Annotated in this window: 15 protein-coding genes; 5 read left to right on the forward strand and 10 right to left on the reverse strand. The window is 32.2% G+C overall.

What is annotated here, in order from left to right:
- The first annotated feature begins 148 nt into the window (after positions 1-148).
- Positions 149-1,486: a DEAD/DEAH box helicase gene (locus tag ACNQGD_RS06515; RefSeq protein ID WP_417998724.1), complete on the forward strand. Its 1,338-nt coding sequence runs from the start codon at positions 149-151 to the stop codon at positions 1,484-1,486.
- A 98-nt stretch (positions 1,487-1,584) separates the two neighbouring features.
- The gene (locus ACNQGD_RS06520) at positions 1,585-2,865 is read left to right on the forward strand and encodes an NAD(P)/FAD-dependent oxidoreductase (RefSeq protein ID WP_417998725.1); all 1,281 of its coding nucleotides are present in this window, start codon (positions 1,585-1,587) and stop codon (positions 2,863-2,865) included.
- Between the two features lie 242 nt (positions 2,866-3,107).
- On the opposite strand, the gene ACNQGD_RS06525 is transcribed toward ACNQGD_RS06520, so the two are convergent.
- Together ACNQGD_RS06525 and ACNQGD_RS06530 are read right to left on the reverse strand one after the other, a co-directional pair.
- A complete protein-coding gene (locus tag ACNQGD_RS06525; protein WP_417998938.1) occupies positions 3,108-4,337 on the reverse strand; it encodes a multidrug effflux MFS transporter in 1,230 nt (409 codons plus the stop codon).
- Positions 4,338-4,456: 119 nt separating this feature from the next.
- Positions 4,457-5,167: a sulfite exporter TauE/SafE family protein gene (locus ACNQGD_RS06530; RefSeq protein WP_417998726.1), complete on the reverse strand. Its 711-nt coding sequence runs from the start codon at positions 5,165-5,167 to the stop codon at positions 4,457-4,459.
- A 115-nt stretch (positions 5,168-5,282) separates the two neighbouring features.
- Between ACNQGD_RS06530 and ACNQGD_RS06535 the strand changes: the two genes are divergently transcribed.
- Entirely contained in the window at positions 5,283-5,702 is a 420-nt protein-coding gene (locus tag ACNQGD_RS06535; RefSeq protein ID WP_417998727.1) for an Lrp/AsnC family transcriptional regulator, read from the forward strand.
- A gap of 323 nt (positions 5,703-6,025) precedes the next feature.
- Here the strand turns inward: ACNQGD_RS06535 and ACNQGD_RS06540 are convergent, their stop codons facing one another.
- Positions 6,026-6,532, reverse strand: a complete 507-nt coding sequence (locus ACNQGD_RS06540) for a DUF2911 domain-containing protein (protein ID WP_417998728.1) — start codon at positions 6,530-6,532, stop codon at positions 6,026-6,028.
- Between the two features lie 184 nt (positions 6,533-6,716).
- Here ACNQGD_RS06540 and ACNQGD_RS06545 point away from each other — a divergent pair, with 184 nt between their 5' ends.
- Positions 6,717-8,633, forward strand: a complete 1,917-nt coding sequence (locus tag ACNQGD_RS06545; RefSeq protein ID WP_417998729.1) for a DUF294 nucleotidyltransferase-like domain-containing protein — start codon at positions 6,717-6,719, stop codon at positions 8,631-8,633.
- Positions 8,634-8,635: 2 nt separating this feature from the next.
- Complete coding sequence (locus ACNQGD_RS06550; RefSeq protein WP_417998730.1) at positions 8,636-9,232, forward strand: 3'-5' exonuclease; 597 nt, start codon at positions 8,636-8,638, stop codon at positions 9,230-9,232.
- A gap of 8 nt (positions 9,233-9,240) precedes the next feature.
- On the opposite strand, the gene ACNQGD_RS06555 is transcribed toward ACNQGD_RS06550, so the two are convergent.
- From ACNQGD_RS06555 to ACNQGD_RS06585, 7 genes are all read right to left on the reverse strand, one after another.
- On the reverse strand, positions 9,241-9,732 hold the full coding sequence (locus ACNQGD_RS06555; protein WP_417995151.1) for a 4'-phosphopantetheinyl transferase family protein: 492 nt from the start codon (positions 9,730-9,732) through the stop codon (positions 9,241-9,243).
- 17 nt (positions 9,733-9,749) lie between these two features.
- Entirely contained in the window at positions 9,750-10,007 is a 258-nt protein-coding gene (locus ACNQGD_RS06560) for an acyl carrier protein (protein ID WP_417998731.1), read from the reverse strand.
- Between the two features lie 99 nt (positions 10,008-10,106).
- Entirely contained in the window at positions 10,107-11,387 is a 1,281-nt protein-coding gene (locus tag ACNQGD_RS06565; RefSeq protein WP_417998732.1) for a beta-ketoacyl-[acyl-carrier-protein] synthase family protein, read from the reverse strand.
- Entirely contained in the window at positions 11,388-11,822 is a 435-nt protein-coding gene (locus tag ACNQGD_RS06570; RefSeq protein ID WP_417998733.1) for a 3-hydroxyacyl-ACP dehydratase FabZ family protein, read from the reverse strand. It abuts the gene before it with no gap.
- A gap of 2 nt (positions 11,823-11,824) precedes the next feature.
- Positions 11,825-12,877 carry a type III polyketide synthase gene (locus tag ACNQGD_RS06575; protein WP_417998734.1) on the reverse strand — a complete coding sequence of 351 codons (1,053 nt, stop codon included), beginning with the start codon at positions 12,875-12,877 and terminating at the stop codon, positions 11,825-11,827.
- The gene (locus ACNQGD_RS06580) at positions 12,874-13,587 is read right to left on the reverse strand and encodes a methyltransferase domain-containing protein (RefSeq protein WP_417996282.1); all 714 of its coding nucleotides are present in this window, start codon (positions 13,585-13,587) and stop codon (positions 12,874-12,876) included. Before ACNQGD_RS06580 ends, ACNQGD_RS06575 begins: the two co-directional genes overlap by 4 nt.
- Positions 13,588-14,718 (reverse strand): NAD(P)/FAD-dependent oxidoreductase, encoded by a 1,131-nt coding sequence (locus ACNQGD_RS06585; protein ID WP_417998735.1) that lies wholly within the window; start codon positions 14,716-14,718, stop codon positions 13,588-13,590. It lies immediately after the preceding gene.
- Positions 14,719-14,880: the final 162 nt, after the last annotated feature.

Raw genomic sequence — 14,880 nt, forward strand, 5'->3', positions numbered from 1 at the left:
TTTTCTTTTCCAGAAGCTAATCCCGCTGTACACTATACCTGTTGTGGTCTCGTAAAAAAACGAGACCACAACAGGATGCCGTTTCCATCGGGGCTAAAAATTACGTTTACAAAACAACTATTTTTTATAAAATATAAAATCCAAAAAAATGCCAAAACAATTCTCTGATTTAGGAATTTCAGCACCCATATTAAAAGCGATCACCGAATTGAAAATTGTTGTACCCACAGAAATTCAGCAAAAAACAATTCCATTACTTTTATCAAATACTACAGATTTAGTTGGACTTGCTAAAACAGGTACAGGAAAAACGGCAGCTTTTGGATTACCCATTTTACAGTTAATAGATACTGATTTACCAGTTGTACAAGCTGTTATTTTAGTTCCAACCCGTGAATTAGGACATCAGATTTTTAGAAACTTAGAAGATTTTTCAAAATATTTACCTCAAGTTTCCATTGCAGCAACTTGTGGAGGAATTCCAATCAAACCACAAATAGAACGACTTTCATTACCTACACATATTGTGGTGGCAACACCTGGTCGTTTAATCGATTTGATTCAGCGCAAAGCAATAAATTTAAAAGAAACCAGATTCCTCGTACTTGATGAAGCCGATGAAATGGTTACCATATTAAAAGAAAGCTTAGACGAAATTGTAGCAGAATTACCTCCAGCACATAAAACTTTTTTATTCTCGGCAACTATGCCCGGAACTATAAAACAATTGATTCAGAACTACTTAAATAAAAATGTGGTGCACGTTAGTGCCAACATGGAAACAATAGGAAATCAAGGAATTGACCATGAATATATTGTAGTAAATCCTATTGAGAAACTGGATGTTTTGATGCATTTTCTGAATTCTAAAGAAGGAGAACGCGGAATTATCTTTTGTAAAACGAAAGCTGCAGTCAATAAATTAGCCAAAAATTTAGCCATCAATCGATTTTCTTCGGGCGCTTTGCACGGCAGTTTATCACAAGGAATTAGGGATAGAATCATGGAGCAATTCCGTGAAGGACATATCAATATATTAGTCGCTACCGATTTAGCAGCAAGAGGGATTGACGTAAAGGAAATTTCGTATGTAGTCAATTATCATTTGCCGGATGTTTACGAAGCATACGTTCATCGTAGCGGAAGAACAGCGAGAGCAGGAGCAAAGGGGCTTTCGTTGACGATATTACAACCGGAAGAAGTAATAGAAATTGCTGATTTCGAAAAAGAATTAGGAATAAAATTTACCCAGTTCAAAAAACCAACTGTTGCTAGCATCGAAGAAAATAATACGTTGCTATGGGCGAAGCAAATTTTCAAGACAAAACCCAATCATGATGTTGCTCCAGACTTAAAAGAAAAAATTAAAACGGTTTTCCATCATTTGACCAAAGATGAATTAATTGAAAAATTATTGGCTAATTATATGCTGCAAAACAAAAATGAACCTTTAGAAAAGCCAGTCAAAAAACTTAAAAAGAACTAAACATTTAAAGTTTTTTTAATAATTAATATTATATCAGCATCCATAAATAATGTATATTTATGGATGCTTTTTTAATTTATAGACTATAAAACCACGATATGGAAATTATAATAATAGGAGGAGGATTTGCAGGATTGAATCTTGCTAAAGAATTAGTAAATGAAACAGGAATCAATGTAACCCTCGTTGACAAAAACAATTATAATTTCTTTCCGCCACTAATATATCAGGTTGCAACCGCTTTTTTAGAACCCTCAAGCATCAGTTACCCTTTTCGAAAATTTTTCTCGGGGAAAAAAAATCTACAATTCCGTCTGGGAAACTTACTAAAAGTAAATCCTTCAGAAAATACAATTATTCTCAATAATGGAGAATTAAAATACGATTATCTGGTTTTTGCCACAGGTGCTGAGACTAATTATTTTGGAATGGAAAACGTAAAGAAAAATGCCATTCCGATGAAAACGCTGAATGACGCCATCGTAATGCGCAATACATTGCTTAAAAATTTAGAGAAAGCAGCCATTTGCAAAGACATTCGCGAACGCAGAAAACTCTTAACTATTGTAGTCGCCGGTGGTGGACCTACTGGAGTTGAAGTTTCGGGCATGTTTGCTGAGATGCGTAAAAATATTTTGCTAAAAGAATATCCGGAATTAAGTACTACAGCAAGTAATATTTATCTCGTTGACGGTGCTAATGCAGTTTTATCTCCAATGAGCAAAGCTTCACAGGAAGATACACTAGAAGCGCTGACAAAATTAGGCGTTGTAGTAAAATTAAATACAATTGTGGTTGATTATATTGATGATACAGTCTATTTTGGAAATGGGGAAACAATTCAAACCAAAAATTTAATTTGGGCTGCAGGAGTTACTGCAAAAGTTTTCGAAGGAATTCCAGCAGAAAGTTATGGTCGCGGAAAAAGAATGGCCACTGATGCTTTTAATAAAGTTAACGGTACGGAGAATATCTACGCTATAGGAGATACTTGCATTCAACTTACAGATGTCGATTTTCCTAATGGACATCCGCAAGTGGCGCAAGTTGCTATTCAGCAAGGAATAAATTTGGCTAATAACTTTAAACTAATGAGCCAAAAAAAGCCATTAAAACCCTTTAAATATAATGATAAAGGATCTATGGCTATTATTGGAAAAAATAAGGCTGTGGTTGATTTACCAAAACCAAAAATGCATTTCAAAGGTTTTTTTGCCTGGGCAATATGGTTATTCATTCACCTTATTTCATTGATAACGTATCGCAACAGGATACAAACATTCTTCAATTGGATGATTGCTTATTTTGCAAAAGATCAATCTTTACGTATGATTATCAGACCTGATAAAAAAATAAAGACAGAAGTAAAACAAGGATAAATTAAACCGTTGGGTGTAATTCAATTTGTTAACCACATAGAAACATAGATTTTAATATTTTTTGGAAGGCGTTTCACTTCTTTAGAGAAAACCATAGCTCTGTGAACCTAAGAATTGGGATATATGACTCTTTTTTTTCTATGTTTCGAGCCTGCACTGAGCAAAGTCTAAGTGTGGTTCAATTTTTTTATTTAAGATTAATTGAATTTTTTTAAATTACACCCAACAAGTCAAATCCATAATTAATGAACTATTGCAATTCCTTCTTCAGGAGAAATTGCAATGGTTTTTTTTATGTTTCGTTTTCCAAAAATTAAAATGATCAATGCAAGAATTGTTGTAACGGTCATAATAGTAACCATAGGCAATATAGAATCTTTTACAAAAATACCCACTGCAAAAGACGCCAAAGCTCCCAATCCTAACTGTATAGCGCCCATTAATGCCGAAGCACTTCCCGCATTTCTGGAGAAAGGAGCAAGCGTAAGTCCTGCTGTATTGGGATTTGATATTCCTAAACAACCTAAAAATATGAATAGCATCGCAATGGTTTCATATAAACCCAAAAGATCATTCGTTGCCAAAATAAGGAATAAAATACTAACAATTGATTGTGTAATCAATGCCCCATAAATCATTTTCTCACTGGTAAATTTTCTTAATAATAATGAATTAAGCTGACTGGCACCTATAAAACTTAACGACATAAAAGCAAAAATCCATCCGTAGGTTTTAGCATCGACTTTGAAAATATCCATAAATAAAATAGGGGAGGCAGCTACATAAGTAAACAATCCGGAGAAAGCGATAGCTCCCGTAAAAGCATAGGTATAAAACTGGGGCTCTTTTACAATACTGATGAAATTTGTAATAATAGGTTTTGGTTTTAATGAAATTGAAGTGTCTGGCTTAAAAGTATTTGGCAACCCAATTTGAGCTGCTAAAAGAATCAAAATTCCCATACACATCAATATAAAAAAGACCGTATGCCAGCCATAATCTTCTGTTATATAACCGCCAACTGTAGGTGCTAACATTGGCGAAAGCCCCACAACCAGCATCAATAAAGAGAATACTTTAGGAATATCTTTCACAGGAAATAAATCCCGAACCATAGAAACCGAAGCTACGGTCGCTGCACAACTCCCAATGGCTTGGATAAAACGTAATCCAATAAAAGTATCAATATCTGTTACAAAAACACACCCTAATGAGGCTAAAATGTAAACTAACAATCCTATAAATAAAGGTTTTTTTCTGCCAAAACGATCTAATAAAGGACCGTAAAGCAATTGTCCGGCTGAAATTCCAATGAAATAACTGGAAAGTGTCATCGAAACATTAGCTACAGAAGTATTTAAGTCTTTAGCAATTCCTGCAAAACCTGGCAAATACATATCAATTGAAAATGGACCGAGCGCCGTTAAAGAACCTAAAATTAGTATTAATTTGATGTATTTTTTTTTTGTCATTTCGGAATTAGTCATGAAAATTGAATTTTTTGCAAAGGTAAATAATTAGGAGCCGAATCAAATGTTAGATCCAATAAATTTAAACTGTTACCAAAAAAGATTGCATGAAATGAAGCAAATTAATTTTTAATTAATAACATAATTCCGGACAGAAAAAGTAACCCTAACATAATTTTCTTTAAAAGAGCATCATTTAGTTTTAAATATACTTTTTTGCCCAATACCAGTGCCACTATAAAAAAGGGCAGAACATAAAGAGCATTGCATAATTGATTTAAAGTTAGAATGCCTTCAAATGCCAAAACAGGTATTCTCATCAATGTTACTAAACCCAAAATACCAAACATAGTGGCTCGTAATGTCTTTACATCAGAAGTTTCGTTATTGACTAAAATAACATATAATGGGCCTCCTGTTGAAAAAACACCCGAGAAAAACCCACCTAAAAATCCTAATATAAATTTCATTTTCGATATTAATTGTATTTCTTTTTTAGTTCTTAAACTGTTTAAAACGAATAAAATAATAAAAACACCTAAGGCTTTTTTTAAAATCATCGGTTTTCCGTACGTTAAAACTAAAATTCCTGCAATAAGACCAATAAATGAAGATAAAGCTATTTTTTTAAGAAGCGGTTTATCTATATATTTCCATTCTTTATATACATGAATAGGAGTTGATATAAAATAAAATATAGATAAATAAGCAATGGCATCTGACAATGGCATAACTAATAGTAAAAAAGGCAAAGCGACTAAAGCACCTGCAAAACCAGTAATAGTTTGAACAAAAAAACCAGTAAAAATTCCTATTGTAAGCAATAATAGCATCGTATCCATATTGCAAAATTAGAAGAACAGACAGTCAAACTAAAACGCAATCAACGGATTTAATGTTGTTATTCCACAATATAAATGTAATTTTGGCTGTATTAAAATTTTATTTATGGTAGATGCACTTGATTTAAAAATAATAGAAAGTCTTAAAATTAATTCAAGAACTTCATTTGTAGAAATTGGCAAAAAAATAGGGCTTTCTCCATCGTCAGTAAGAGAGCGCATTCAAAAATTAGAAGACACAGAAGTTATTAAAGGTTATAATCTTCAACTCAATAATAAAAAACTTGGTTTTGGCTTAGAAGTTTTTATCATGTTCAAGTTGTTTAGCGGAAAACTTATAGTTTTTAGTGATCATTTGGATGAATTTTCTGAAATTTATGAAATCTATAGAATTACGGGAACTCATAATATTTTCATGAAAGTTGTTTTAATTGATCAACTGCACTTGCAACAATTTATTGATCGGCTTTTAGTTTATGGAGAGCCTACAACGCATTTAATCTTATCTGATCTGAAGGATTTATAGTTTCTTTGATCTATTTATATAATAAGAACAGCAATCCAAATATGGATTAAAAATGTTTCTTTTTCCTTTTTTACATGGAGCAGTTTTATATTGTAATGATACTTTTTATCATAATTGTGGATTTAAATTAAATGTAGTTGATACTATTGTTTGTTATGTATTTATAGATAATTTGGAACAAAAGCTCAAATATTCTATTATTATAAAATGCACTATAATTTATATTATGTAAAATAGAGTATGTGATTTATTTTACTTACAGATTGAATAAAATAATAACAGCATCACTTATTGGTGATGCTGTTTCATAATTTAAAAGAATATTACTTTACGGTAATTGGTATAATCCAATTATCCCAACGTAAGGAAATAGTATTTTTTTCAATAGTATACGCTAATTTTTCAGCTTTTGATTTAGCTACTTTTTGCTTAACTGTAACTCTAAGTTGATCTTCTTTTTCTTTATATTTATAAGCTCCCCATTGTTTAGCTTCTTTATTAAAAATAATAATACATTCCTTGTCATTTGGTTTTATAAAGAAAGAATATTTTCCCGCAGGTAATTTTGATCCTTCAATAGTAAGTTCTTTGTCTGTTTCAAATGTTGTTGCGTCATTTGCACCAGCGCGCCAAACTTGGTTAAACGGTACTAATTTACCCCAGATTTCTCTAGCTCTTACAGAAGGACTTCCATAATTAATTGTAATTGTAGCGCCATTAATTTTGCCGGAAACCACTTCCTTTGTACTCGTAGGTTTCTCTTGAGCATTTATAGAATTTATAATCAAAAATGCAATAAGTAAAAGATGTGTTTTTTCAAGTAATCTCATGATTTAAAATGATTTAGTTTAGCTTATAAAAATAAAATAACTTCATTTGATTTAGCATAATTCTCTTTAATTTTAAGAAAAAATTATGAACTTTATAAATTAGTTATTTTACTGCTGTATTGACAGTATTATAATTTATTATTTTGTTATTTTTACAAACAATACACCACTTATTTGACCAACTATGAATACAATTGCTGAGCACATTGCCGATTTTTTAAAGGAATATCCACCATTTAATCACTTGACATTTGAAGAGTTATCTGAAATAGCTACTAGCATTAGAGTTGTAAATCTAGAGAAACATAAAACATTATTCCAAATTAATGATGTATTACACGACAGTTTTTATGTTGTTGCTTCAGGTACAATCAATTTATCTGTGATTTCAGATGCTGAAGAAACGTTATTAAATAAGTGTCATGAGGGTGATATTTTTGGGTTACGTCCCTTTTTTGCCAAGAATAATTATATGATGACCGCCAAAGCCAGAGAAGAAAGTATTGTTTATGCTATACCAATTGATACTTTTCGTCCTTTTGTAGTCAATAATTCAGAAGTTCTAAACTTTTTACTAGAGAGTTTTGCAACAAACACGCGAAATCCAAATGACAAAGAAAATTTAAGAGGCAAACTTATCTCTGACAATGTTTTCTATTCTGATCAGCAATCAGAAATGCAATATTTTCAATCTTTATCTTATACTATTTCACCATTAAAAGCAACAATTACCTCAATTGTACAAGAAGTTGCTCAGTTAATGACTGAAACATTAAAAAACAATATAATCATTTGTGACAACAACTTTCCTATCGGAATTGTGACTGACTGTGACATGCGTTCCAAAATTGCGACCGGTCGATTTCCTGTAACAGTTTCAGTAGATAAAATAATGTCATCTCCCGTTATTACTGTTGTGGAAAATGTTTCCTTGGCAGAAGCTCAACTCCTTATGTTGAAACATAATGTAACCCATTTATGTGTAACACAAGACGGGACTGATAAATCTGATGTAAAAGGAGTCATTTCTGAACATGATTTGATAGTTGCCCAAGCTAATAATCCCGGTGTTTTAATTAAAGAAATCAAGCGTTCCCAAAATCCTAAAGAATTAAAACAAATTCGAGAACGTTTAACAGATTTGATTCAAACATCCATTTCTAAAAATATACCGCTTTCTCACGTTTTTAATATTGCCAGCGAAATTAATTTAGCAATAATTAAACGTTCTGTAGAGTTATCAATTTTAGATTTAGGCTCACCTCCTGCCCGTTTTGCTTGGCTAAGTATTGGAAGCCAAGGAAGAAAAGAGCAGTTATTATTAACGGACCAAGACAGTATCTTAATTTTTGAAGATGTTTCAGCTGATAAATATCGTGAGGTGAAAGATTACTTCCTGAAACTTGGAAAAAAAACAACTGCTACACTCGAAAAAATTGGTTATGAATTATGTCCAAATGGACACATGGGAAGCAATATGCTTTGGTGTAAATCACTGACTGACTGGACAAAACAATATGACAGCTGGATGAATACTCCAGGGGAAAACAGTAATGATTTAAGTAGCATTTTCTTTGATTACGAAATCACTTTTGGAGAACAAAGAATCGAAGATGCCATTGGAAATATTGTTTTTAAAAATGCAAAAAACAATACGCTGTTCTTTGACTTCCTAGGAAACGATGCCTTGAGAAAAAATTCACCACTGACTTTTTTCAAAAATTTCATTGTTGAAGAAGAGGGTCCTAACAAAGAAAAATTTGATGTAAAAACACGTGCTTTGATGCCGTTGATTGATGGTGCTCGTTTGTTTACTTTAAGTTTTGATATTAGAGGCATCAACAACACCTTTCAGCGATTCAAGCAATTAGCAATTACTGATCCTAAACATGCTGAAATTTATCTTAATTGTGCTGAAGCATTTTTGATTTTATCAAAATTCAGAACCTTGGAAGGCTTAAAAAATGATAATTCAGGTCAATTTATAAATTTGAATGAATTATCAAAAATTGACAAAGAAAAATTAAAGAATGCTTTAGCTCCTATGAGAGAATTGGAAGAATTAATAAAAAATAAATTTCAACTTACTCAATTTTCATAATTATGTTAGACTGGTTAAAAAATATTAATAAAGAATATCCAGAATTTTGGAAAACCTACCTTTCTAAATTTGATAAGAAATCAAGCCGATTTGTTGTGCTTTCTACAGAAACTTCTGGTTTGAATCCTGTCAAAGATGTTATTTTATCAATCGGTTCTTTTGCAGTAATCGATGACAGTATTGTTATTGGGGATAGTTTCGAGGCCGTATTACTACAATACAAGTTTCTTCATGATAACGGTCTCTCAAATGATTTTTTGGTAGAAAGCAAAATGAAAAAGCTTGGCGAATTCGAAGCCATAAAATTATTGATAGATTTTATTGGGAATTCCGTTTTAGTTGGTCATCACATTGATTTTGATGTTGAAATGATTAATGCAGCTTTAGAAAAGCTTGACTGTGGAAGATTGAAAAATGAAGCTTTAGATGTTGATATTATGCACAGAAAATTGCATGATATCAATGATAAACAATTTTCTCTTGACGAACTTTGTACGGTATATAACATTCCTAAAAGTGACCGAAATTCATCTGCGGAAGATGCCTATAAAACGGCCTTATTATTCTTAAAATTAAAATCAAGACTGGGGATAAAATAATATTTGTTCTAATCAATCAGTGTAATTCCTTCCCAAAATCGACCATGATGACTTATAGAAACGGGTTTGATCAATTTAGTATGCTCATCAATTATAAAAGGAATTCCATTCGTTTTTTGAATGGAATCGTTTAAATTTAATTTTTTGACAGCTTCAAAATTATCTTTATTCACTACGGCAATCGTATATATAAATTCATCCGAAATTATCGTTTTAGTAAAATACCTATTTCCTTTTATTGAAACTGAGCCCAAAATTTCATTTTCGTAAAAACATTCTAGTTGTAAAGGAAAATACCCTCTAGTTCCTGTTTCCCGATTGTAGATTTTGTAAGCCGCTTCTTTTCTGCTCCATAAATTCCAAACCATAATTTCTGGATTTAAGGCATCAGCGATTAGTAATTGCTCTTTTACAGTAAAGATTTTATCTAAAAACCGGTTTCGTTTCCAATTGCTTTCTTTTTGGGCTAAAGCCAAATCTACTATATCATTTCCAATCATTTTTCACTATGAATTCACTAATTTTTCTCTAATAATTTAGTTTCAATAATTTCCATCGCTGCTTTTACGTTAACCATACGCTCCATAGCTTCATTATCAATTACAATGTCATATTTCTCCTCAATATCTAAAATGACATCTACTAAATTAGCAGAATTGATTTTCAAGTCATTTATAAAATCAGTGTTTTCAGTGAGGGCATCAAATGCTTCTTGATTTTGAATATACGGCTTTACTATATTTTTTAATACTTCTATTGTTTGTTCTTTATTCATAGTGTTCTGTTATTTAGTTTACAGCTATTAAAATCTAAAAATCAATGTTTTAATAGTTAATTCTAGTTGTTATTAATTTTCGGTTTCGTCTCCCTTGCCTTAGGGATGGGATTTATATTTCTTAAAAATTACGCATCCATTCACATCTCCAAACCCAAAACTGGCTTTTGCAATTATATTTAATTCCTTTTTAATAAGTTGTTGTGGTATTCTCGATTCATCAATTATTGCTGTAATTTCAGGATGTAAATCGCCACAATTGATATTCGGAAAAACAAATCCGTGATGCAATTGCAGTACCGAAGCCACACTTTCAATGCTTCCTGCACCTGACAAACAATGGCCTACCATTGATTTCAAGGAGTTTATGTATGGAAATTCTTTTCCATTTCGTCCTAAAGCTTCACTCCAATTCTGAATTTCTAAACTATCTTTTGATGTTGCTGTCAAATGGCCGTTGATTGCATCGATATCATTGGCAGCAATTCCTGCATTTGCGATGGCATCAGTTATGCATTTCTTTACAGCAATAGGATTTGGCGCAGTCATCGTTCCTAAACCGCGTTGACCACCAGAATTTACATTTCCACCCAAAACTTCAGCATAGATTTCAGCACCTCGATTCAATGCACTTTCTAAATCTTCCAAAATTAAAGCTCCTGCTCCACTTCCGGGAACAAATCCTGAAGCACTAGCAGACATTGGCCTTGAGCCTTGCTCTGGATTTTCATTATGCTTAAAAGTGCAGACTTTCATCGCATCAAATCCACCCCAAATATAAGGTCCCGAATCGCTTGTGCTTCCTGCTAAAATGCGTTTGGCCTGACCTGATTTTATGCGTTCATACGCCATTAAAATACTTTCGGTTCCGGTCGTACAGGCCGAAGAATTAGTGGAAACCTGATTTCCTAAACCTAATTTTCCGCCCAGATAAGCACTCACGCCGCTATTCATCGTCTGAGCCACGGCTGTACTGCCTAATCTTCTCGTTTGGAAATCATCTATTTTATAAATGCTTTCACGAAATTTATCAATTCCGGAAGTTCCAGTACCAAAAATAGTTCCGCTGTCCCAATCTGGTTCTTCATTAATTTCCAAAGACAACCCAGCATCTTTCCATGCATCTATTCCTGCAATTACACCATATAAAATACCGGTAGAATTGAAGTTTCTTAACTCTAATTCAGAAAAATATTTTAAGGCTAACTCAGTTGAAATTTCCGGTTTTCCTGCTATTTGACACGAAAATTGCAATCGTTCCAACTCAGCATCGTGCTTGATTCCCGAAATTCCGTTTTTTATTGCATGAGTAAAAGCGTCAAGTCCTACTCCATTTGGAGCAACAACACCAAGACCTGTAATTACGACACGTTTTTTCATTTATTTAGAGATTACCATACCTGAGATTATTCCTGTACAAACTACATCTCCTTTTTCATTTTTCATGATAACTTTACATTTTAATTTTCCGAATCTAAAGTATACTTTTTCTGAAATAACGGTCACTTTTTCTTTAGGAAAAACAGGTTTTAAAAATTCTATTTCAGTTGATGTTAAGGCTATTGAAATATTTCTAGTAAATGAATCATCTAATAGTAAAATCCCTAGACAAACCAATCCGATTTGTGCCATAACTTCCGTTAAAATCACTCCTGGTGTTATTGGATTATCTTTAAAATGTCCTTTATAAAAATCAAGGTTTTCATCAAAAGTGTAGGTTCCTTCCACCCCATTTTCATTAATTTGAACTATTTCGTCCACAAACAAAAACGGCTTAGAATAAGGTAATTTTGATATAATATTTTGACTCTCCATTGTTAAAACTGTAACAAAACTCTTTGTGCTGAAAAACCCGGACCAAAACTCAACATCAATCCCTTTTCTCCTTTTCTAGGCTGATTATCCATAATTCTTTCCAAAACATATAAAACCGTTGCACTTGACATATTTCCATACAAACGTAAAACTTCTTTAGTGTCGTCAATATTTTTACCTAAACTAGAAAACAAACTTTCAACAGTTTGAACAATTTTCTTTCCCCCAGGATGAAAAATTAAATGATCAATATCTTCCATTTTTAGATTGTTTTTTTCTAAAAACGGATGAATAATATCCGGAAAATGAGAAGCAATCGTTTCCGGAACTTCAATATCCAGAACCATTTGCAATCCAGAATTGGTGAGTTTAAAACCCATCATGTGAATATTATCATAGAAATGATACATCTCCTCTGCCAAAATTTCCGGACCGTCGTCGTCTTCATGTGAAGAAAGTAAAACGCAAGCTGCTCCATCACCAAAAATTGCAGCGCTTACAATATTTGCCATTGAGAAATCATCCAATTGAAATGTAGCCGTTGGGCTCTCAACAGCAATTACGGCAGCCCGTTTTCCGGGATTTGCCTGCAAGAAATTTTTAGCATAAATAATCCCTGAAATTCCTGCTGCACAACCCATTTCAGTAACAGGAAGCCTAACGATATCCTGACGCAATTTTAATGTATTTATCAAGTAAGCGTCCAGTGACGGAATCATGATTCCAGTGCAACTTACTGTAATAATATAGTCTAGATCTTGAGGGTTCCAATTGGCTTTCTTTAACGCTTTTTCTAAAACTTTTTCACCTAAATCGATGACTTCGCGAACATAAATATCGTTTCTTTCTTCAAAGGAAGTTTTTGTAAATACTTCAATTGGATCCATAATAGAATACCGCTTATCAACTGCTGCTCCTTCAAAAATTTTCTTTACTTTTCTTATGAACCGTTCGTCTTGGCCAACGAGCCATGCGTCCAAAAAAGGAATAATTTCATCTGTATTTCTGGAATATTTTGGTAACTGTTTTGTTACGGTTTTGATTTTTACACTCATATTTTAGAAATTATCCATTGGTAACGAAAAGCCCATTTCCAATGAATTTTATAGTTTTTAAAACTTAATTTTTTAGAAAATTTGATTAACTCTTCTTTTTTAAAACCTCTTAAAATTGAAGTTAATCCGTCTTCTCGAGACATCTCATTCAGTCGAAAAACAAAACACAACGCCTGAAATAAACGATAAGCAATTGCATTTCTATGCAAATCATTAATAACAATTCCAATGGTTGAATTCGTATAAAAAACATTTAATAAATAAATAATTTCATTTTCTTTAAAATGATGTAATGTCAAAGTACACAGTACAATATCATATTTTAATCCCTTAAATGATGTGTCGAATATATCTTCACAACGATAGCTAATATTAGGATAATTTTCAGATAATTTTTGCGCATGACTAATTGTAAAACTATTGGCATCAATGCCTATGAGCTCTAATTTTAGCTTGTTTTTTAATCCAAAATCAGCTAGAGTTCGCAACATATCACCATTGCCACAACCTACGTCTACAATTACAATTTCACTTGATTTAGAAATACTACTTATCAAATCCTCAACGCCTTGTAAAGTTAGCAGATTCCCACCTAAAAGCTGATTGATTTTGGCTATTTTATCTAATGCATCACGTAAGATTTCTCCTTCCATGGCAAAATCATCCATAGTTTCAATCTTGTCGGTTCTGAATTTGGTATTTAGAAACATCTATGGATTTATAGTTATTGGGGTTCCGTGCGTATTCTTTATAATTTTAGATAATAAAAATGGAAATATAATTAATATACGCATCAATACGGCTGAAAGTTTCTGCTTTTGCAAAATATTCGATAACAATCGACCCATTTTAAGTCTTTTCTTGAAATTAAAATTCCATTCCTGGCTGTATTTTTTTTCTAGCTCCTTTCGGGATTTGATGTCATTGGCATAATATTTCTCCACTAATTCTGAAACAATTTTGGCACTATGAATTGCCATTGCCATTCCATTTCCACACAAAGGATGAATTAGTCCTGCGGTATCGCCAATCATTAGAATATGATTTTCGACGGCTTGTTTTTTCTCAAAAGATATTTGGCTTATGGTTAAAGGTTTTTCAAAAAGCAAATTACTTTTTTCGAAAATTACTCTTAAATGAGGGTTTTCAAAAACTACACTTTTTTGATATTCATCAATATTTTTAAACTGCTTAAAAGTCTTATAATCTGTTAAATAACAAATATTAATCATCTCGTTTTCGACTTTAGAAACACCGCAATATCCACCCTTAAAATTATGAAGACCAACACTGTCATTTGGAAAATCTCCCGAATAATGCGCCTTAACAGCCAACCAATATGATTTTTTTTGAATGAAATCCCTATTTAATTTTTGGTCAATAGTAGAACGTTTTCCAAAGGCTCCAATAACTATTTCGGATTTTAAAATGTTTTTATTAGCAGTCGTAACGGTAAATTGATTGGTCTCAAATACTATATTTTCTACATTATCTTGAAGAATTTTGCATCCATTTTCAAGTGCTTTTTTATACAAATGTTCGTCTAAAGCAAAACGGCTGATTCCAAAACCGCCAAGAGGTAAAATACCTTTTATTATTTTTCCGCTTACTGAAGAAAATTCAAGTTTTGTAATGTGTGTAGGTTTTAAATCATTTATGTTTAAATCCAACCAATTGAGATATGGCAACACTTCGTTAGAGATGTATTCGCCACAAACTTTATGTTTTGGAAAACTATTCTTTTCAACGACCGTTACTTGAAGTCCTAATTTAGATAAATGTATAGCGGAAGTCAATCCAGCCAAACCTCCTCCAACAATTATTACTTCTTTATCTTTCATATGGAAGTAAATTTATGGATTTGTTTGACATTACTGTTATGACAAATGATAAAAAAACAAGCCTAAATTATTTAATTTTATATAATAGCCCACAAAGCACACTAAAATTAGAGAATGCAAATCCTTTTAAAAAAAATAGCCACAAATCAGCACAAATTAATT

This window comes from Flavobacterium glucosi, from assembly GCF_048286535.1.
Lineage (GTDB): Bacteria > Bacteroidota > Bacteroidia > Flavobacteriales > Flavobacteriaceae > Flavobacterium.